18 protein-coding genes and 2 pseudogenes are annotated in these 19,303 nt (G+C 70.5%); 13 read left to right on the top strand and 7 right to left on the bottom strand.

Translation table 11 applies throughout. The annotated features are described in order from the left end of the window. Positions 1-69: 69 nt before the first annotated feature. Both C3489_RS05115 and C3489_RS05110 read left to right on the top strand, forming a co-directional pair. Positions 70-465: a PLD nuclease N-terminal domain-containing protein gene (locus C3489_RS05115; protein ID WP_103780316.1), complete on the top strand. Its 396-nt coding sequence runs from the start codon at positions 70-72 to the stop codon at positions 463-465. After that, on the top strand, positions 465-1,346 hold the full coding sequence (locus tag C3489_RS05110) for a LysR family transcriptional regulator (RefSeq protein WP_103780314.1): 882 nt from the start codon (positions 465-467) through the stop codon (positions 1,344-1,346). Before C3489_RS05115 ends, C3489_RS05110 begins: the two co-directional genes overlap by 1 nt. Here C3489_RS05110 and C3489_RS05105 read toward each other — a convergent pair. The 5 genes and pseudogenes from C3489_RS05105 to C3489_RS05090 form a co-directional block, all read right to left on the bottom strand. Further along, the gene (locus C3489_RS05105; protein WP_103780312.1) at positions 1,243-2,193 is read right to left on the bottom strand and encodes a DMT family transporter; all 951 of its coding nucleotides are present in this window, start codon (positions 2,191-2,193) and stop codon (positions 1,243-1,245) included. The genes C3489_RS05110 and C3489_RS05105 overlap by 104 nt on opposite strands. A gap of 93 nt (positions 2,194-2,286) precedes the next feature. Next, positions 2,287-2,583 (bottom strand): annotated as a pseudogene (locus C3489_RS39790) (ricin-type beta-trefoil lectin domain protein); the annotation flags it as partial. A gap of 739 nt (positions 2,584-3,322) precedes the next feature. Beyond that, positions 3,323-3,985, bottom strand: a pseudogene (locus tag C3489_RS39785) (serine/threonine-protein kinase); the annotation flags it as partial. Between the two features lie 679 nt (positions 3,986-4,664). Beyond that, positions 4,665-4,979, bottom strand: coding sequence for an AzlD domain-containing protein (locus tag C3489_RS05095; protein WP_103780308.1), 315 nt, complete (start codon positions 4,977-4,979; stop codon positions 4,665-4,667). Next, entirely contained in the window at positions 4,976-5,659 is a 684-nt protein-coding gene (locus tag C3489_RS05090) for an AzlC family ABC transporter permease (RefSeq protein WP_103780306.1), read from the bottom strand. The genes C3489_RS05095 and C3489_RS05090 overlap by 4 nt, the downstream gene beginning before the upstream one ends. A gap of 70 nt (positions 5,660-5,729) precedes the next feature. Between C3489_RS05090 and C3489_RS05085 the strand changes: the two genes are divergently transcribed. Continuing rightward, positions 5,730-6,305 carry a helix-turn-helix domain-containing protein gene (locus C3489_RS05085; protein ID WP_103780305.1) on the top strand — a complete coding sequence of 192 codons (576 nt, stop codon included), beginning with the start codon at positions 5,730-5,732 and terminating at the stop codon, positions 6,303-6,305. A gap of 129 nt (positions 6,306-6,434) precedes the next feature. Here the strand turns inward: C3489_RS05085 and C3489_RS05080 are convergent, their stop codons facing one another. After that, positions 6,435-6,638 (bottom strand): cold-shock protein, encoded by a 204-nt coding sequence (locus tag C3489_RS05080; protein WP_004984723.1) that lies wholly within the window; start codon positions 6,636-6,638, stop codon positions 6,435-6,437. Positions 6,639-6,938: 300 nt separating this feature from the next. Here C3489_RS05080 and C3489_RS05075 point away from each other — a divergent pair, with 300 nt between their 5' ends. Further along, positions 6,939-7,787: a menaquinone biosynthetic enzyme MqnA/MqnD family protein gene (locus C3489_RS05075; protein ID WP_103780303.1), complete on the top strand. Its 849-nt coding sequence runs from the start codon at positions 6,939-6,941 to the stop codon at positions 7,785-7,787. 148 nt (positions 7,788-7,935) lie between these two features. On the opposite strand, the gene C3489_RS05070 is transcribed toward C3489_RS05075, so the two are convergent. Beyond that, positions 7,936-12,720, bottom strand: coding sequence for an FtsK/SpoIIIE domain-containing protein (locus C3489_RS05070; protein ID WP_219821924.1), 4,785 nt, complete (start codon positions 12,718-12,720; stop codon positions 7,936-7,938). 261 nt (positions 12,721-12,981) lie between these two features. Here C3489_RS05070 and C3489_RS05065 point away from each other — a divergent pair, with 261 nt between their 5' ends. From C3489_RS05065 to C3489_RS05025, 9 genes are all read left to right on the top strand, one after another. Beyond that, positions 12,982-13,287: a WXG100 family type VII secretion target gene (locus C3489_RS05065; RefSeq protein WP_258054561.1), complete on the top strand. Its 306-nt coding sequence runs from the start codon at positions 12,982-12,984 to the stop codon at positions 13,285-13,287. Positions 13,288-13,447: 160 nt separating this feature from the next. Beyond that, positions 13,448-13,747, top strand: coding sequence for a hypothetical protein (locus tag C3489_RS05060; RefSeq protein ID WP_146075275.1), 300 nt, complete (start codon positions 13,448-13,450; stop codon positions 13,745-13,747). A gap of 2 nt (positions 13,748-13,749) precedes the next feature. Then, positions 13,750-15,135, top strand: a complete 1,386-nt coding sequence (locus tag C3489_RS05055) for a putative T7SS-secreted protein (protein ID WP_103780297.1) — start codon at positions 13,750-13,752, stop codon at positions 15,133-15,135. 23 nt (positions 15,136-15,158) lie between these two features. After that, complete coding sequence (locus C3489_RS05050; RefSeq protein ID WP_103780296.1) at positions 15,159-15,821, top strand: hypothetical protein; 663 nt, start codon at positions 15,159-15,161, stop codon at positions 15,819-15,821. Then, on the top strand, positions 15,818-16,432 hold the full coding sequence (locus C3489_RS05045; RefSeq protein ID WP_103780294.1) for a hypothetical protein: 615 nt from the start codon (positions 15,818-15,820) through the stop codon (positions 16,430-16,432). The genes C3489_RS05050 and C3489_RS05045 overlap by 4 nt, the downstream gene beginning before the upstream one ends. A gap of 5 nt (positions 16,433-16,437) precedes the next feature. Continuing rightward, entirely contained in the window at positions 16,438-16,962 is a 525-nt protein-coding gene (locus tag C3489_RS05040; RefSeq protein WP_103780292.1) for a hypothetical protein, read from the top strand. 279 nt (positions 16,963-17,241) lie between these two features. Next, positions 17,242-18,327, top strand: a complete 1,086-nt coding sequence (locus tag C3489_RS05035) for a hypothetical protein (protein WP_103780291.1) — start codon at positions 17,242-17,244, stop codon at positions 18,325-18,327. A 263-nt stretch (positions 18,328-18,590) separates the two neighbouring features. Continuing rightward, positions 18,591-18,752, top strand: coding sequence for a hypothetical protein (locus tag C3489_RS38550; protein ID WP_181139496.1), 162 nt, complete (start codon positions 18,591-18,593; stop codon positions 18,750-18,752). A 249-nt stretch (positions 18,753-19,001) separates the two neighbouring features. Further along, positions 19,002-19,301, top strand: coding sequence for a hypothetical protein (locus C3489_RS05025; protein WP_103780287.1), 300 nt, complete (start codon positions 19,002-19,004; stop codon positions 19,299-19,301). Positions 19,302-19,303: the final 2 nt, after the last annotated feature.

Raw genomic sequence — 19,303 nt, 5'->3', positions numbered from 1 at the left:
CGGGCTAGTCTGAGCCCGTCACCGGGGCCGTCTCACGCCCCTCGCCGTCTCCTGGGGGATCTCCCGTCCATGCTCAGGTATCTGCCCTTCCTGCTGGTGCTGGCGCTGTGGATCTACGCCTTCATCGACTGCCTGAACACTCCCGAGGAAGAGGTGCGGGGGCTGCCCAAGGTGGTGTGGGTGATCATCATCCTGCTCTTCGGCGAGGTGCTGGTCGGGCCGGTCGCCTGGCTGGTGGCCGGCAAGGAGCGCGGCCCGCGTCCGGCCTCCGGCTCCACCCCCTCGGAATGGCACCGCGGCCACCGCACCGAGTGGGTCGCCCCCGACGACAACCCCGAGTTCCTGAAGTCGCTGCGCGAGGAGAACAAGAAGGACGAGGCCCTGCTCAAGGAGTGGGAGGCCGACCTGCGCCGCCGCGAGGAGGAGCTGCGCCGCAAGGAGCGCGGCGAGGACGAGCAGAGCTGATGGAACTGCGGCTGCTGGTCACCTTCGAGAAGGTCGCCACCGTGCTGAGCTTCACCCGCGCGGCGGCCGAGCTGAACTACGCCCAGTCCAGCGTGACCGCCCAGATCCGCGCCCTGGAGGACGCCCTCGGCAGCCAGCTGTTCGACCGGCTCGGCAGCCGCATCCGGCTCACCGAGGCCGGCGAGCGGCTGCTGCCGTACGCCCGGCAGATCATCGAGCTGACCGAGGAGGCCCGCGCGGCCGTCGCCGGCACCGAGGAGCCCTCCGGCACACTCGCCGTCGGCACGATGGAGTCGCTGACCAACTACCGGCTCCCGCCGCTGCTGGAGTTCTTCCACCACCGCTACCCGAAGGTCCGCCTCACCCTGCGCCCCACCCTCGGCGACGAGACCCGGCAGGCGCTGCGCCAGGGCACCTACGACCTGGGCTTCCTGATGGAGGAGGAGACCGAGCACCCGGGCCTGGAGAGCGAGGTGCTGGCCGTCGAACCGCTGGCGCTCGTCGCGGCGCCGGGCCATCGGCTGTACGGCGGTGAGGTCACCGTCGCCGACCTGGTGCGCGAGCCGCTGCTGGCCACCGAGCCCGGCTGCGCCTACCGGGACCTGTTCGAGCGGGAGCTGACGGCCGTGGCGGCCGTGGAGTTCCGGGAGTTCGGCACGATCGAGGCCACCAAACGCGCGGCGGCGGCCGGCCTCGGGATCTGTCTGCTGCCCGAGGTGACGGTCGCCGCCGAACTCGCGGAGGGCTCACTCGTACGGCTGGAGTGGCAGCCGCCGTTCACGCTTTCGACGCAGCTGGCGTGGCGGGCCGGGAAGCGGCTGCCGCGGCACGCCCGGCTGTTCCTGGAGCGGGCGCGGCGGCTGGTGTCCGAGCAAGGGTGACCTTGAGGCTGGCCCCGGCGATCAGCGGGATGCCGAGAGCCTGCACCAGGCCGATGTGGTGGCCGTACACCGCCCAGTCCGCCACCATCGCCACCACCGGGTAGACGAATGCCAGGACGGCGATCTTCGCGGTGGGCAGCTGGGCGTAGGCGGCGTACATCAGGACGTACATCACGCCGGTGTGGACGAACCCGAGCCCCACCAGCCAGCCCCAGTCCCAGCCGGTGCCGGCCATCGCGCCGAAGTCGGCGAAGGGCAGCAGCAGGGGGATGCCGACGAGCACCTGCACGAGCGCGATCAGGTGCGGCCGGACCCCTGAGATCCGCTTGGTCACCAGGGTGGACAGGGCGTACAGCAGCGCGGCGAGGAGCGCCTGGCCGACGCCGAGGATGTACGTTCCGCCGCCGCTCGCGAGGTCGTCGGGGGTGACACCGGAGACGAGGACGAGCCCGGCGAAGGCCACGGCGACCCAGCCGACCTTGGCGGCGGTCAGCCGCTCCCGGAAGAGGAGGGCGCCCAGCAGCACCACGTAGAAGGGCTGGGTGTGGTAGACGACCGTGGCCACCGAGATCGAGGTGTTCTCGTACGACTCGAACAGGAACACCCAGTTGAAGACGATGAAGACGCCGCCGAGCACGGCGAGGCCGAGGGTGCGCGGGGTGAAGCCGTGGTCGCGCAGCCAGCCGCGGGCGATGACATAGCCGCCGAGGGCGAGGGCGCCGAACAGGACACGGAAGAAGACGACGTTGAAGGGCGAGGCGCCCGACTCGACGACGAAGACGCCGAGGGTGCCGGAGAGCACCATCGCGGTCGTCAGCTGGGCCGTGCCCCGTTGCGTTGAGGTCATGTCCACGACGCTACGAGCGCGCGGCGGGCCTGGTCCACGCGCCAGTGCGGGGCCTTGCCGATGGGGTCATCGGCCCTGCCGATGGCGGCCGTTCTAGGTCCTCGCCCACTGCTGGGACGCCGCCCCGGCGCGGCACGTCTGGGTCGACACACCGCCACCGAAAGCGACGTCCAGACAGCCGCCGTTGAACACGCTGACCAGGCTGGAGCCGGGGCCCGTCCGCCAGAGCATGGCGCTGCTGCCCAGGGCGCAGTCGTCCACGAAGACGGCCTGGCCGTTCATGTTGGCCTTCAGGCAGGAGCCGCTGGAGCGGTTGACGACCTTGACGGTGCCGTCGCCCGCGCTGCGGAAGGTCCAGGAGGCGGCGGAGCCGGAACAGGCGCCGAAGCCGGTGGAGCCGTAGACCTGGGTGAGGCACTTGCCGTTCTCGCCGTTGCGGAGGTGGGCGTAGGCGGGGAGGGGGTTGGGGGGTGGTGCCGGTGCCGGTGGTGGTTCCGGTGGTGGTGGAGCCGGTGTCTGAGCCGGAGTTCGAGTTTGAGCCGGTGGTCCCGCCCGTGCCGGACGTGGAGCCGTTGGTGCTGCCGGAGGTTGTGGTTCCGCTCGCGCCCGTGCCGCCCTGCGTGCCGCCGCCCGTGGGGGGCGCGGTGGTGGGGGAGGCGGGGGGCCGTGTGCCCGGCGGGCGGGTGGCGGGCGAGGCGCCGGGCGAGGCGTTCGCCGGGGCGGTGGGGGCGGGCGTGGAGGTGACCTGCGCGGACGCGCTCGGGCCTGCCTCTCCGTGGGAGGGGGAGGAGGCGTACGGCAGCAGTTGCAGGACGACGGTGGTGGCGGCGGTGACCACGACGATCGGTACGACGGCCAGGAGTACGCGGGTGCGGCGGCGCTTGCGGTCCGGAGTGTCCTTGGGTTCCGGCTGTTTCGGGGTGGGTGGTGGTGTCGGTGCCGGAGCCGGGGTCGTCGCCGTGGGGGTCGGGGTGGGTGGGGGCGTTGCCGCGAAGGCGGCGCGCTCGGTGAGGCGTTCGGTGAGGGTGTCGGGCCAGCCGGGGTGTTCCGGGGCGTGGGCGGCTGCGAGGTCGAGCAGTTCCTCGGCGGTGGGCCGGCCCTCGGGGTCCTTGTCCAGGCAGGACGCCACCACGGAGGCCAGCTCGGCGTCGAGCGCGCGCAGGGGTTCCAGGTCGGGTTCCTCGTGCACGATCCGGTACAGCACGGCGTGCCCGGACTCGTCGCCGAAGGGCGGCCGCCCGCATCCCGCGTACGCGGCCACCGAGCCCAGCGCGAACACGTCCACGGCGCCGGTGAGCCGGCGGGCCCCGGAGGCCTGTTCCGGGGACATGTAGGCGGGCGTGCCGACCACCATGCCGGTGCGGGTCAGCTGGCTCTGCTCGGCGGCGCGGGCGACACCGAAGTCGATCAGGGTCACGCCGTCCACGGTCAGCATCACGTTGGACGGTTTGACGTCCCGGTGCACCATGCCGAGCTCGTGCACCGCGGCGAGCCCCTTGGCGGCCTCGCGCAGCAGCAGCCACAGGGCTCCTGCGGGCAGCGGGCCCCCGTGCAGGTCGACGGCCTCGCGCAGGGTGAGGCCGGGGACGTAGGCGGTGGCGAACCACGGCGGGCGGGCCTCGCGGTCGCCGGCGATGAGGCGTGCGGTGGCGTGCTCGGGCAGCCGGGCCAGGTTGTCCAGCTCGTGTCCGAAGCGGCGCAGGAAGTCCTTGTCCTCGCCGGCCACGGAGGGCAGCACCTGCTTGACGGCGGCGTACCCGTGCTCGTGCACGCCGAGGTACACCCGGCCCATGCCGCCCGACCCGAGCCGCCCGATCAGCGGGAAGGGGCCGATGCGCTGTGGATCGTCCTCCTGAAGCGGTTCGGCTCCGCTGCCGGTGAGGTCGAAGCCGTGTTCGCCGTTCACTGTCTCCCCGTTCGCTCAGCGCGGGAAAGAGCGTACTGGGTACGGGGGTTGGGGTGGCAACGGATCATGTCGCCTGCGGGTGTCGTTGTGGTTGCTCGCGGGTGCCTGCGGCGGCCTGTGCGGGTTGCGTCGTGGTTGCTCGCGCAGTTCCCCGCGCCCCTTATATGCCTGCGGCGGCCCGTTGCTGTCGCGTCGTGGCTGGTGTAGCGCCTTGGGTCCGGTGGGTGGGTCGGGGCCGGGGTGGGGGGTATCCGTCCTCGGTCCGGCCCACTGTCTCCGACGCGGTGAGGGTCGGCGGTGCCGGCCGCTGCGGGCGGACACCCCCCACCCCGTCCCCTTCTCGCCGTGTGCGGCTGCAGGCCGCCATCGCTACCGCCTAGCTGCGGGCAGCCGTGGTCGGGACTTCCGTCTGCCGCCGCTGCGGGCAGTCGTGCCGCTGGGGCGGCACGGGTGGGCGCAGCGGCACCCCGTCGCGCCGGGCTGCGTGACCAACCCCCGGCCCGCCACGGCTCCGGGTGACAGCGGATGTACCTCAGCTGAGCCCCTCTTCGACGGTCGGGCCCCGTTACGCCACCCCCGCCGCCCGCAGCAGTGCCGTCGTTGCCGCCGCGCCCAGGACGACCACCGCGAACGGCGCACGCCGCCAGGCCAGGGCGGCGCCCGCCAGTACCCCCGCCGGCCGGGCCCAGCCCGCGAAGCCGCCGGAGTCGGTCAGCGCCCCGGTCGCCAGAAGGGCGACGAGCAGCACGACGGCGCCCGTGGACAACAACTCCTGAAGACGCGCCGGAACGGCCACACGCCCGTGCAGCACCGGACCGACCAACCGGAACGCGTACGTTCCCACGGCCAGCGCGAGGATCACGGCGACCGTCGGGCTCATCGCCGTACCCCCGTCGCGGCGGCGAGTCCGGCGAGCGCCAGCAGGACGGGCACACCGGCGGGAACGAGCGGCGTCGCCACCACGGCGAGCACGGCGCCGAGCAGCGCGCAGCGCCGCACGGCGGAGTCGGTGCGCAGGACGGGCAGTACCAGGGCGACCAGCACGGCAGGGAACGCGGCGTCGAGACCATACGTGGCGGTGTCCCCGAGCGCCGTCCCGGCCAGGGCACCGCACAGCACGCCGACGTTCCACACGGCGAACAGACCGAGCCCCGAGATCCAGAAGGCGGCCCGGCGGCGCGCGGGGTCGGACTGGGCGAGGGCGAAGGCCACGGTCTCGTCGGTCACCAGGTGCGCACCGACGAGCCGGGCCAGCCGCCCGGTGCCGATCACGTCGGCCACGGCGAGGCTGAAGGCGGCCGTGCGGGTGTTCAGCAGCAGCCCGGTCGCCGCGGCGGCGAGCGGACCGCCCCCGGCGAGGAGCACGCCGACCGCGCTGAACTGGGCCGACCCGGCGTACACCAGCAGGGACATGGCGACCGGCACCCACACCGGCAGTCCGCCCGCGACGCAGACCGCGCCGAAGGAGACGCCCACGACTCCGCTGGCCACCCAGACCAGGGAGGCGTCGCGGGCGAGAGGTGTCAGGATGGAAGCCGGTGTTCGGAGCAGCGAACGCATGTTTTCTACGATGAACAGTCCCGCCGTGTTCGTCAAGGCGAACGATCGTACTTGTGGAGCGAACAACACCATGACTGCCGACGGCGCGCAGCGCCCGCCCCGACTGCCCCTGGAATGGATCGCCGCGAGTCTGCGGCGTGAGCGCACCCGTGCTGGTCTGTCCTTGTCCGAGCTGGCCAAGCGGGCCGGGATCGCGAAGTCGACGCTGTCCCAGCTGGAGGCGGCGAGCGGCAACCCGAGCATGGAGACGATCTGGGCCCTGGCGGTGGCGCTCGGCGTCCCGTTCAGCGCGCTGGTGGAGCCGCCGGCGTCGACGGTCCAGGTGATCCGGGCGGGTCAGGGACCCGAGGTGGGCTCGGAGCAGGCCCGGTACGCGGCGACCCTGCTGTCGGCGAGCCCGCCGGGCGCCCGGCGGGACATCTACCGGCTGCGGGCGGAACCGGGCCCGGCCCGCGAGTCGGAACCGCACATCCCGGGGACGGTGGAGCACCTGATCGTCAGCACGGGGCGGGTGAAGGCGGGCCCGGCGGGGGAGGAGGCCGAGCTGGGGCCCGGCGATTACATGACGTATCGCGGGGACGTTCCGCACTCGTACGAGGCGCTGGAGCCCGGGACGACGTTCGTGCTGGTGATGCAGCACATCTGAGAGCTCGGCCCGTACCGGCGAATTCACCGGAAATTCATCCGGTCCGGGGTCTGCGAGTGGACGAAAAGGCAGGAGCCCCGTCGCCGGAAGACCGGCGCGGGGCTCCTTGGGTGCTGCGCTAGGACGCGATCAGACCGGGGTGACGTTCTCGGCCTGCGGGCCCTTCGGACCCTGGGTCACGTCGAAGCTCACCTGCTGGTTCTCCTCAAGGGAGCGGAAGCCGGTGGCGTTGATCGCGGAGTAGTGAACGAAGACGTCGGGGCCGCCGCCCTCCTGGGCGATGAAGCCAAAGCCCTTTTCGGCGTTGAACCACTTAACGGTTCCGGTAGCCATAAGCCCTCCTTGGGCTCAAAAGGGTTGCCCTGCTCCAGAACCTGCAAGTGTGAAAACAAGTCATGCCGCACAACTGCATTCTTCTGAAAACGACTAGAGCCCGCGGTCACATGCTCCGCAGGCTCTGTACTGCAAGGGAAACCAAACTGCAACTTGTGGCGAGCCTAGCACGGCAGAGCCGGAAAGCAATAGAGGTCAAGATCACGTCACCCGGATGTTTGACACACGTGCGGCCGGTTGACGTAACGCGCGGCCGGGGTCGACGGAAGGTCGGTGGGTGATGGGGTCTAGTCTCGCGATGTGGACAATTCTCGCACCCGGCCGCGTGTCGGCCACATCCAGTTCCTCAACTGCCTGCCCCTGTACTGGGGGCTCGCGAGAACGGGCACGCTCCTCGACTTCGAGCTGACCAAGGACACGCCCGAGAAGCTCAGCGAGCGGCTGATCCGCGGCGACCTCGACATCGGGCCCGTCACCCTGGTCGAGTTCCTGCGCAACGCCGACGACCTGGTCGCCTTCCCCGACATCGCGGTCGGCTGCGACGGCCCCGTCATGTCCTGCGTGATCGTCTCCCAGGTCCCGCTGGACCGGCTGGACGGCGCCCGCGTCGCCCTCGGCTCCACCTCCCGCACCTCGGTCCGCCTCGCCCAGCTGCTGCTGGCGGAACGCTTCGGCGTACGGCCCGACTACTACACCTGCCCGCCCGACCTCAGCCTGATGATGCAGGAGGCGGAGGCCGCCGTACTGATCGGCGACGCGGCCCTGCGCGCCAACCTGATCGACGGCCCGCGCTACGGCCTGGAGGTCCACGACCTCGGCCAGCTCTGGAAGGACTGGACCGGCCTCCCCTTCGTCTTCGCGGTCTGGGCCGCGCGCCGGGACTATGCCGCCCGCGAGCCGCTGATCACCCGCCAGGTCCACGAGGCCTTCCTGGCCTCGCGCAACCTCTCCCTGGAAGAGGTCACCAAGGTCGCCGAACAGGCCGCCCGCTGGGAAGCCTTCGACGAGCCGACCCTGGCCCGCTACTTCACCACCCTCGACTTCAGCTTCGGCACCCCCCAACTGGAGGCGGTAGCAGAATTCGCCCGCCGAGTAGGCCCAACGACAGGCTTCCCGGCGAACGTGAAGGTCGACCTACTGGAGACGTAGTCCAACGTTGGCCGGCGCTGCGTCGGGCCGGGGGTGGGGAGGCACGACTGCCCGCACCTAGGTGAGCCACGACGGCGCGGCACCCGCGTACGGCGAGAAGGGGACGGGGTGGGGGGTGTCCGCCCGCAGCGGCCGGCACCGCCGACCCTCACCGCGTCGGAGACAGTGGGCCGGACCGAGGACGGATACCCCCCACCCGGCCCCGACTCACCCACCGGACCCAAGGCGCTACACCAGCCACGACGCGACAGCGACGGGCCGCCGCAGGCATATAAGGGGCGCGGGGAACTGCGCGACCAGCCACGACGCAACCCGCACAGGCCGCCGCAGGCACCCGCGAGCAACCACAACGACACCCGCAGACAACCAACAACCCACCGGAGGTCACACCGGCGTAGTAACCGTCAGATGCTCCCACCCCAAGGTGCAGCATCCCCTTCCCCGGCGTAACCGCCCCACCCACCATGCTCCGGTTGGTCCGGATACCGATCAGCTCACCGGCGGAGCTGTCCTGCGGCGACAGCAGAATGCCCCGCCGCGCCTTCTTCATGTCGACCTGCCAGCCGGAGAACCCGTCGCAGATCTCCTCCTCGTCACCGGCGATGACCACGGCCAGCCCCTCGTCGGCCCCCCGCTCGACGATGCGCTTGAAGACGTCCTCGGCGTCACAGTCGTCGTACACCTCCGCGTCGTCCGCGAGGACGACGATCGGCCGCGACGGATCGGCCGTCCCGACGATCTCCTCCAGCTCGTCCTCGTCGATGTCGCGCCCGGTGAAGACCTTCAGGACACCCTCCCGCCCCTCCAGCTCCCGCAGCGGCGAAGGACGCGGCGCGGCCAGCACCAGCCGCACGCCCTGCTCCAGCAGCGACCGCGCCATGGTCATCAGCACCGTGCTGCGCCCGGACTTCGCCGGCCCGCCGATCACGAACGCCGGGATGCCCTCGCCGAGGTCCGGCCCGAAGGCCGTCAGTTCGTCGCCGCCGACACCCACCAGCGCCCACAGCGGGGACGCGCTCGTGGCTGGGTCCCGCATCGCCCAGGCGTCCTCGAAGGAGATCCGGCTGGGCAGCACGTCCACCCGGAACGGACGCCGCGCCCGCGGCACCCCCGCGTCGCGCGCCGCCGCCGCCTCGCCGATCTCGACGAGCGCGGCCGCCTGCCCCTGACCGGTGGTGTCCTCCGCGAGCAGCGCGAACTGCGTCTCCGTCGCGGTCTCGGCGCGGTACGCCCGCCCCGGCGGGATCTCCTCGGGCACCTTGCGGGCGTTGATGTCCAGCATGGAGAAGTCACCGCGGTCGGCGAGACGCAGACCGTACTTGTCCTCCGTCAGCGAGGAGATCCGCCCGGTCAGCAGCTGCCGGTCACCGGTGATCACCATGTGGATGCCGACGCTCGCACCCTCCCGCATCATCGCGAACAACTGGTCGGTGAGGTCCCCGTGGTTGTACTCGCCGAGCGTGGGCAGCCAGCCCTCCCACCGGTCGAGCAGCACCACGATGTGCGGCAGCCGCTCGTCCTCGACGACGGCGGCCCGCTGCTCCCCGATGTCCGCGAAGCCCTTGTCCGCCAGCAGTTCCTGGCGCCGGGTGAGTTCCCCGGTGAGCCGGTTGAACAGCCGGACGATCCGCTCCAGCTGGTTGCGGCCGACGACCGCGCCGCAGTGCGGCAGCCGGGTCAGCGCGTTCAGCGCGCCGTTGCCGCAGTCGATGCCGTACAGGTGGACGTCCGCGCTCGACAGCGTGCGGGCCAGCGAACCGGCGATGGTCCGCAGCACCTGCGAGCGGCCGCTGCGCGGGGCGCCCGCGACGAGCAGGTGCCCGAAGGTGGCGAAGTCGACGACGACCGGCCGCCGGGTCTGGTCGGCCGGCAGGTCCGCCACACCGTACGGCGCGGCCGGCAGCGCCCCCTCGCTGCGCACCTCCGGGATCTGCTCCAGCAGCAGCGTCTCCTCCAGGGCGGGCAGCCACGGGGAGTGCTGGGCGGGGATGCCGAGGGCCTGGTTGGCCTCCCGTACGGCGTCCACCAGCACCTTGAGGTCGGTGATCTCGTCGTCCTCGCGCGCCTCGGTCTTCGGCTTGGCCAGCGCGGCCCGGCCCAGGTCCGGCCAGGTCAGCTGACCGGCCCACGGCGCGAGCGTCTGCGGGTCGGCGGCACCGGGGCGACGGCCACCGACGCGGCCCGACTGGAAGGGGATCAGGGAGGCGTGGCCGAGCCGGACGTAGGCCCGGCCGGGCGTGGACTTGCTGATGTGCCCGGCGTCGGGCGCGTCGATGACGTCCGTCGACTCGCCGGCGTCGGTCACGCGCAGCGCGATGCGCAGGTTGGTGTTGGCGCGGATCTCGGGCGAGACGACACCGCTCGGCCGCTGGGTGGCGAGCAGCAGGTGGATGCCGAGGGAGCGGCCTCGCTGGGCGATGTTGACCAGGCCGGTGACGAAGTCGGGCAGGTCACGCACCATGGACGCGAACTCGTCGATGACGATGAGCAGTCGGGGCACCGGCGCGTGCGACGGGTCGCGGCGCACCAGGTCCTGGTAGTCCTCGATGTCCTTGGCGTCGGCGGCGGCCAGGATGTGCTCGCGCCGCTTCAGCTCGGCGCCCAGCGACTCCAGGGCGCGCTCGACGAGGTGCGCGTCGAGGTCGGTGACCATGCCGACGGTGTGCGGCAGCTTCACACAGTCCTTGAACGCCGAACCACCCTTGTAGTCGACGAGCACGAACGTCATGTTCTCCGGCGTGTTGGCCACGGCCAGCGACGCCACGATGGTCTGCAGCAGCTCCGACTTACCGGAACCGGTCGTACCGGCGATCAGGCCGTGCGGGCCGTCCCGCCGCATGTCGATGCCGAACGGGCCGTCGTAGGACTCGCCGATGACCGCCATCGTCGACTGCCCGCCCATCCGCCAGCGCGCGGCGATCGCGTCACCGGTCGGCGGCTCCAGCTGCAGCACGTCCAGCAGGCGGCTGGCCGACGGCAGCGCGGAGTCCTCGGTCTCGCCGCTGATGTCGCGCAGCGGCGACAGCGAACGCGACAGCCGGCCGCACCAGGCGGGCGAGACGAAGTCCGGCCGTACGTCGGTCATCCGGCGCGCGCCGCTCTGCTGCACCCGCAGCCGCAGCTCCAGTGCCTGGTCCGCCTCCCGGTAGGAGGCCTGCTCGGCAGCCTGATGCCAGGCCTGGAAGGAGGGGAAGCCACCGGCGGCGGGCTGCGGTACGGCCGTCGTCGCGGGCGCGGCGCCGTCCTCGCTGCGGCGCGGCTCGGCGACGACGACGCCCTGGCACTCGCCGGGCAGGAACCGCTCCTCCTCGTCGAGGCAGATGGCGTAGATGGCGACGGCCGGGCCCTCGCGCAGCAGCCGTACGACACCCGGCAGGGAGCGCAGCCGCCGAGAGCCGTCCCAGACGACGACGATGTCGGGGTCGGAGAACGCCGGCCCGTCCCCGCGCTTGCCGGACTCCTTCAGCGCCTTCTGCCGGGCGTCCAGCAGCTGGGTCAGCTCGCCGACCCGCGCGCCGACGGTCTCGGAGTCGGTGCCGATGAGCACGTTGACGTCCTGCCCGCTGGAGGGGTGGGCGTGCGGCAGCCAGCGCACCCAGTCCCAGCGGGGGTGCGCCTCGTTCTCGGTGAGGATGTAGAACTGCACGTCCATCGGGCTGTGCAGGACGGCGCTCTGCGCGACCGCCCACCGGCCCAGCGCCTGTGCGGAGTCCCCGGGTCCGGCGATGCCGATCACGCCGAGGTCCTTCAGCGGCAGGGCGACGGGCGCGTCCTCGATGTACCAGCTCACCTGGCGCTTGTGCTCGTCCTGCTCGGGGTCGTCGAGCAGCACCTCGGAGCGGACCCGGCCGGTGCCGACACGGATCAGCAGATGGTCGGCGTCGGTGCGCCGGCGCTCCCACAGACGGGTGCGCGGGCCGGTGCCGAAGGCGAGCACGGCGGCCGGGTCGGGGATCGCGGCACGCCGGTCGGAGCGCTCGGTGCGCAGCGCCTCCTGCGCGTCGGCCTCGATGCGGGCCTTGTGCTCCTTGTACTCCTTGAGCTGTTTGGCGTGCGACTTGCGGCCGTGCTTCTTGTCCACGTAGTAGTTCGCGAAGAGCATGATCGGGCTCATCACGGCCATGACGAGGTAGTACCAGCGCTTGAAGACCATGACCGAGACGACCGCGCCCACCAGCGGCATCAGCGCCATCAGCCAGGGCAGCGGCCGCGCCTCGAACTCCTTGACCGGAGTGGGCAGCCGGAAGTGGGTCTTGCGCTCGGGGGGCCGCAGTCGCGGGGGCCGGTTGTAGTCCAGGCCGATCCCGTCGTCCGACCACTTCAGGGCGGCGTCCGGGGGAGTGTAGGCGACGAGCTCGAACAGGCTGTTGCCGAGGGCGAGTTGCGCCCCCAGCGGCCACGAGTCCCCGTCGAGCGCCTCGCCGTCGAGCCGGGCGTCGTCCGCCGCCTCGTGGACGACGAGTTTGCAGGTGCCGTCGATGGCGATGGACAAGGTGGCGGCGCGGTCGGCGAGTTCGGGGTCGTCGATGCGCAACTGCGCGGCGGGCCCGCTGCCGATGTCGTACCGCCCCACCCCCAGCCGGTGCACGGCGCCGGCCGCCGGCCCGCCGACGACCCGGAACTCCACGACACCGGTGGGCTCTCCGAGCACGCACCCCGCGGGGTCGTGCAGGCTGACGACGGCACCCTCGCGCAGCGGCGACCCGACGACGGTCGCGGACGGATCCAGCGGATAGCCGTCGACGAAGGCGGCGGGGGCACCGCCGTGGCCCCGCTGGCCTCCGATGGGAATGATCTGCGCCCCGTCGCCCGCTCCGACCAGCCGCGCCAGCTCCCGAGTGACGTCGCCGACCGTCGACTCCGGATCGGCGTCGAGCACCACGTCGGCACTGGCACCGACGATGGGGTCGACGACGGTCAGACTCAGGCGCACGTTCGTCCTCCTCGCAGGGCTGGAGCCGCCCCCGGAACGCTCAACACAGTCCCAGCGACCTTAGCCGCCTTCGCTTTCGGGGCGACAACGGGATACGCACGGGTTCACGAATCTCTCGCACAACCGGCCTGCAGCCGCACGGGCCCCACCCGTAGGATCTTTGCTCATGCGGACGCTGCGGCGGTGTGCGCCGGAGGAACCGCGTGACGTCAGCCGACGGGGGAAGGCCCTGCGGCACATCAGAAACGGGAGGGAGCCGTCATGGCCGGCAAGGGAGACGCGAATCTTACTTACGCCGAGATGGAGAAGAAGGCCGGTGATCTCATCAAGGCGATGCACGACATGGAAGGCCAGCTGAAGGGCATCGAGCGCGGCGTCGAGGAGCTCGTCCAGAACGGCTTCACGACGCAGAAGGCCTCCGGCGCCTACGAGGACTCCATCAAGGACTTCACCAAGGGCGCGGCGAAGACCATCCAGGGCCTGCACGGTCTGTCCAAGTTCCTGACGAACGCGAAGAAGGCGTACGAGGACCTGGACGACCAGCTGGCCAAGGGTGCCAAGGGCTGACCGGACCGGCTGACGGTCCTTCGGTGCGGCGGGACGCGACTGTCCCGCCGCACCGCATTGGTTCCGCGCGGTCCGCCCTGAGCCGGCGGATCGACATCATGGGGGCGTTGTGGGCAACGGAAGCGATTACCAACGGCTCGATCTCGATGTGATCGAGAGCATGGGCAAGGGACTGAGCAGCATCAAGAAGGCGTTCGACGGAATCGGCAAACTGGACGACTACTCCGACGACTTCGGCAGCGACCATCTGGCCGACAAGTTCGGCGACTTCGCCGACAACTGGGAGATCAGCCGGGAGAAGCTGACCGGCGAGGTCGACGCGCTGGCGCAGATCGCGAAGGCGGCCGCGAAGGCGTACGACGACGTCGACCACCAGTTGGCCGAGGCGATTCGCGGTGCTCAGGACCCCAAGGGCAAGACCCAGGGTCCGAAGGTCGGTCCGAAGGTCAAGGGGAAGTAGCCATGGGAGGAAGGCCGCGCGACTGGCACCCGGTGGCGGACAGTGATCCGATCCCCGGGGACCCGGACCGTATCGCGTCGCTGGGCAAGACCCTGCGCAAGACCGCCGACGAACTCGAACGGCAGATCAAGAATCTCAAGGCGGTCTGCGAGGTCGACGCCTGGGACAGCAAGGCGGGCAAGGAGTTCCGCGAAAAGGCGAAGGGCAACGTCAAAAAGCTGGAGGCCGCCTTCAAGCGGTACGACACCGCGGCGACGGCCATCGGGAACGCGGTCGTCGAAGTCGGCGGCACCTACGCGGACAAGGTGCACGCCCCGTACCGCGACTACGCCTCCGACCTCAACCGCGCCCAGGAGATAGCCGACGCCGCGCTGAAGGACGCCCAGGAGGCCGAGGGCCGCAAGGGCGCCGCGCAGAAGAGCATCGACGGCCTGTCCGACAAGGGGCGCAAGAAAGAGGACGTCGACAAGGACCGCAAGGACCTGGAGGCCAAGCGGGACGCGGCCAAGGACGAGATCGACGCCGCCCGCGAGAAGATCAACGAGGCCAAGAAGATCCGCGACGAGGCGGCCAAGCGCGCCGCGGACTCCATCGACGCGATCGTCAACCACGACTCCCTGAAGGACGGCTTCTGGGACAAGCTGGTCAAGGACATCGCGGACATCACGTCATGGATCGCGACGGTCTGCGGAATCCTGTCGTTGATCGTCGGCTGGATCCCGGTGATCGGACAAGCCTTGGCCGGTGTGCTCGGCGCCATCGCCATGATCGCGACCATCATCAATTTCGTGGCCACCTTCGTCCAGGTGCTCCAGGGCAACGCGGAGTGGATGGACCTGGGAATGGCCGCCCTGGGCTTTTTGATGATGGGCGTCGGCAAGGGCTTCTCCAAGATCGCCGGAAAGTTCGCGAAGGGGGCTCTGGCCAAGCTGGGCAAGGCGGGGGTCGCCCGTACAGCACGCCAGATCAGCCGGGCCAACAAGAACCTGCGGCGACTGTCCGGAAAGCAGAACAACCTGGCCAAGGGCGATGTGTGGAAGTCGCTGAAGGAGCCTTTCACCGAGCCGTTCTCCAAGGGTGCCTGGAGCCAGAACCTCAAAACCCTCAAGCCCGGCAGCGGAAACTACAGCCAGGCCTGGAACGAACTGCGCGGCCGAGGCGGCGGCAGCCTTCTCAAGGGCCTTCCGAAGTCGTTCTCCATGGCCGACCCGGGAGTCGCCTCCGACCTCAAGTCGGTCAAATTGGGAACGGCCGCGCTGGGCGGACAGTTCGACGCCAGTGCCTTGAACAAGATCTCCAAGACGGCCAGCCGCATGTCGGTGGTGGGAGCCGGCATTACGCTGGGCGGGCTGGGCCTGGACGGCAACCTCGACCCGCTCCTCGGCTGACGCCCCGCTGAAAGGAAAGAGACGTGACCCCACCGAACGAGGGCGCCCCGCTGGCCGAGACCTACGAGTGCATCTTCGAGTTCCAGCCCGGCTGGATCGACCTGACGCTTCAGGACGGCACGAAGGCGGCGGCCAAGGCGCTGGCCACGGAGGTGGTGAATCGCCTCAATCCGCTCGGCCTGGAGATCGAGAAGAGCGCGGTCTTCGACGACATGGTGGAGCGGGCGGTCGACCTCAATGAGGACGTCCCGGTCCTGGCGGCGGCGTACTACACGGAGGCGGGTGAGGCGCTCGCCAACCTCGTGGTCGACGGCTACGGCGACGAGGGCGTGCCCCGGCCGAGCGTCGAGGAGGTCACCCCGCTGCTGCTGCAGTGGGCGAACGGCGAGGCCACCGGGGAACCCCAGATCACCCGCCTCGAACTGCCCGCCGGGCCGGCGGTGCGGGTGCAGTCGCTGCTGAAGGTCAAGCGCATGCTGGGGCTCGGCCGCAAGCTGACGGAGTTCGTCCGCTACGCCGTCTTCCCGCCGGGGATGCAGACGCTCATCGTCGTCACGGTGACCTGGGAAAAGGTCGCGCTCAGCGACGAGATCACGGAACTGGCCGACGAGGCCGTGAAGACCATGCGGATCAACCTGCTGCCTTCCGGCGGCCACACCGCGCCGGCCGACGGAGGGAAGGCATGAAGACGGCGGAGCAGTTCACCTCGCCCCCCTCGGACTACCGCGTCATCGTGCCGGACGGCTGGTTCCAGATCCCGCTCGATCCGCCGGACGAGCGCGACCGCTCCATCGTGGCGCTCGGCGACCTGACCTTCCGCGGTGTGGACAACGCGCCGCACCTGAAGAAGGAGTTCATGCAGGACCTCCAGCGGAAGGCGAAGGACGCCTACCGCGTCGGCGGAACCGAGCTGTACCTCTCCACGCTCACCGTCGGCCCGGTGCCGCTCGCCTCCTCGCTGCTGGTCAGCGTCCCGGCACCGGACGAGTGGCCGCGCACCGACGACGCCGAGGAACTCGCCGAGCACTTGGCGGGCGGCGGCCACGGCAAGGGCGGCGAGGTGGACGTGGTCACGCTCCCGGCGGCCGGCCGGGCGGTACGCGTCCGCTACAAGGAGGCGGCGGACCCCGCGCGCCAGCTGGGCAACACCATGCCCACGACGACCCTCACGTACTACGTCCCGATCCCGGCCACCGCCCGCTGGCTGATGCTGAACTTCTCGACCCCGGTCGACCCGCTCGCCGACCAGATGGTCCAGCTGTTCGACACGGTGGCGGAAACGCTGCACTGGGCCTGAGGCGTATGCGGGAATCAGCAAGGAGCACCGGCGCCCTGGCAGCGATACTCGGCGCCGGCGCGGGCATCGTCCTGGCCCTGGGGGCAGGAAAGTGGTTCGCCCGCACGACGGCACCGGAGCTGTTCGACGGAACGGGCACATCCGTAGCCTTCGGCATCGTGTCGGGAGCGGTCGCACTGACCGCCGCTCTCACCGCCTGGAAGCTGCACGACCAGCCTCCGCCCGACACCCCGCTCCACCGCACGACCCGCCTCTCCGCCATCGCGCTGTGCACCGCACTCGCCCTCGGCCCCGTGCTGTACCTGCTGATGTCCCTGCCCGGCCGCAACTGCCCCTCCTACCGCACCGGCTGCGAGTACATCCCCGGCTCGGGCCCGGCCCTGACGGCATGCGCCGCGACGCTGGCCCTGGCGGGCTGGACGACGTACCGCGTCCGGACCACCCGCGCGGATCGCCGCCGGGCGGATGAGCGGGAACGGCTGCGCAGGCTCCGCAAGAAGGGCAAGGGGAAGAGCCGCCGGGTGGGGTGAAGAGAACCCATGCATGGACGACGAGTGATGGCTGACCGAAGCTTGCCCACCGCTGCGGGTCTCTCCCACGCTGTACGGCCGCGCATGGCGCCGGCCTACGCTGTCGACCTCCCGCGGCACGCCCGCATCTATGGGGACGGTCGTGCACTGATCGTCCGCGATCGGAGTTTACGGGAACGCCGGTATCCCGTGGGGCGGGATGGAATCACCCGCGCGGTCTTCGTTCCGCCGTCCGGTCGGAACACCTCCACGAAATCACCGTTCACCGACCGGTGGGGTGTGGTCGACTTCCAGGCTTCCGATGGCACGCCCATCCTGCGTGTGCCGCTGGCCGATTGGCTTCCCGAGACCGGACTCGTCGGCCTGCTCCACCTCAGCCCCGAAGATTGCCTGGAGCGCACCGGCCTGCGTGCGCTCGCGGCGGGACTGGGCATCTCATGGGGCGGGACGGAGCAGCCGACATCGGACGCGGGCTCCGAGGGACACCCCAAGCGGGCGACTCTCCATGATGTGCCTGCCTGGCACAGCTGGCTGCGGGGACTCGGCACGTTCGTTTGGTTTGTGTTCTTCCTGCTCCTTCCCATGTCCGGTAACGGCGGAACGTGGACTTTCCTGATCGCCGCCGTCGGACTATTCCTCCTGCCGGGAACCGAAGTTGCGGCGCGACTGGTGCACTGGTCGCGCACCAGGGGTGACGCACCGTTCGAAAAGGCGACAGTGGTCAGGCCCTCACCCGAACCGGGTGGCGGAGCATCCCGACGATTCGTCGAGACGGCAGCGGTGCGGATTTTGCCGACAGACGTCGTTCTGACGAACGCTGTCGGTGAGGAGCGTTGGCTGGCCCGGAACACGGGGCACGGAGTCGTTCGGCTGGTGCGGCTGCTTGACGGCTCTTCGGGAGCCTTTCTGGGCGTCGAACTCAGGGACGGCGCCAACGCCGCGCGGGCGCTCCTCCCTTGGAAATGGTGGTTTGCCGGCCCGTCGGGCCCGGAGAGGTGGGCCCGTCTCGTGGACGCTCTAGGCGTACCCGCCGTGGACGAGAAGGTTCGGCCCTCTCAAGATCTCAGTCGGTGGTGGGAGCGGCATGCCCTGGCCGCCGACGCCATGAGGATGTCCCCGATCGCAGCCAAGGAAGCCCGCAGGCGAACCAGCCGGCACTTGTCGGTAGTCGGCGGAGCCGAGGTACTCGTGGTCACGCTGTACAGCCTGATTCCGCTCGCTGGGCTGGCCTCCAGCCACGGAGCAGCCTTTGCCGTCGGAGCCCTCGCGGCCCTGACCGTTCTCGGGGAACTCGGACCCGTCATCGGCCACCAGCTCAACAGTCGAATGAAGCTGGACCGCCCGATCGCCCCGGGCCTTCGCTAGGGGGGCGCCTTGCAACGCGGGCATGTGCACGGAGGATAGACCGACGTGAAAGGCACGGGTTGGTCAGCGTGTCCGACGGCCAGGTACTCGGTTTTGCCGCGGTCGTCGACCACCCTCCCGTCGGCTGCGATTCGGTAGACGCGAAGGGTGAGGCGTGAACGGCGTTCCGTCGGGCCGAGGAGGTCCAGGACGTCGGTGGTGGTTGGGTAGTGGACGGCGCACTCGGACCACGCGTAAACGTTGAAGCCGGGGCCGGTGGCCGCGTGGACCTCGTGCACCAGAACCGGGGTGCCGGTGAAGCGTTGGCACCGGGCACACATGCGGACCGGGAGGCGGGGCGTCTGTGTCATCAGGCGGTGTACGGCGTCGCCTACCCGGCTGAGGCCGAGGCGACCAACGAGGTGAGCGACTCCGAACAGGAGTGAGACGGGCGCGACCGCCGCTTTCGGGCGGAATCCCAGACATGTCGCGCCCTTCCTTGCTGGTTATCGATCGCGATGGCCTGCAACGTCGTCACCAACACGTCAACCGGGGTCGAGATCGAGCCAGTTCATGGCAGAACCCCGGTGTGGCCCCACTGGTCACATCCGTAGGATCTTTGCGCATGCGGACGCTGCCGCAGGTGGCACGGCCGCTGATCCATCGATGACCACGTCTGCCAGGGGGGCTACTGCATGAGTGACCTGCGACTCGACGACACGATCTTCGCTGATCTGCGGACGACGTTCTCCACCATCAGTGACCGTATGGAAGCCACTCGCCGCACGCTGCGGGGCGCGGACGCATCCGCCGTCGGTGAGGGCGGTCTCGTCGAGGACGTGCAGGAGTTCGCCGACGACTGGGCCTACGGCATCAAACAACTGGGCAAGCACACGCACGGCGCGGTGAAGCTGATCAACAAGATCGGTGAGTCCTTCGACAAGCTCGACGTCGACCTCGCCGAGTCGCTCCGGTCCAAGAAGAAGGGGAAGTAGGC

Origin of the sequence: Streptomyces sp. Ru71 (assembly GCF_002920535.1) — a bacterium.
Taxonomy (GTDB): Bacteria; Actinomycetota; Actinomycetes; order Streptomycetales; family Streptomycetaceae; genus Streptomyces.
This window is presented reverse-complemented; position numbering and strand designations above follow the sequence as displayed.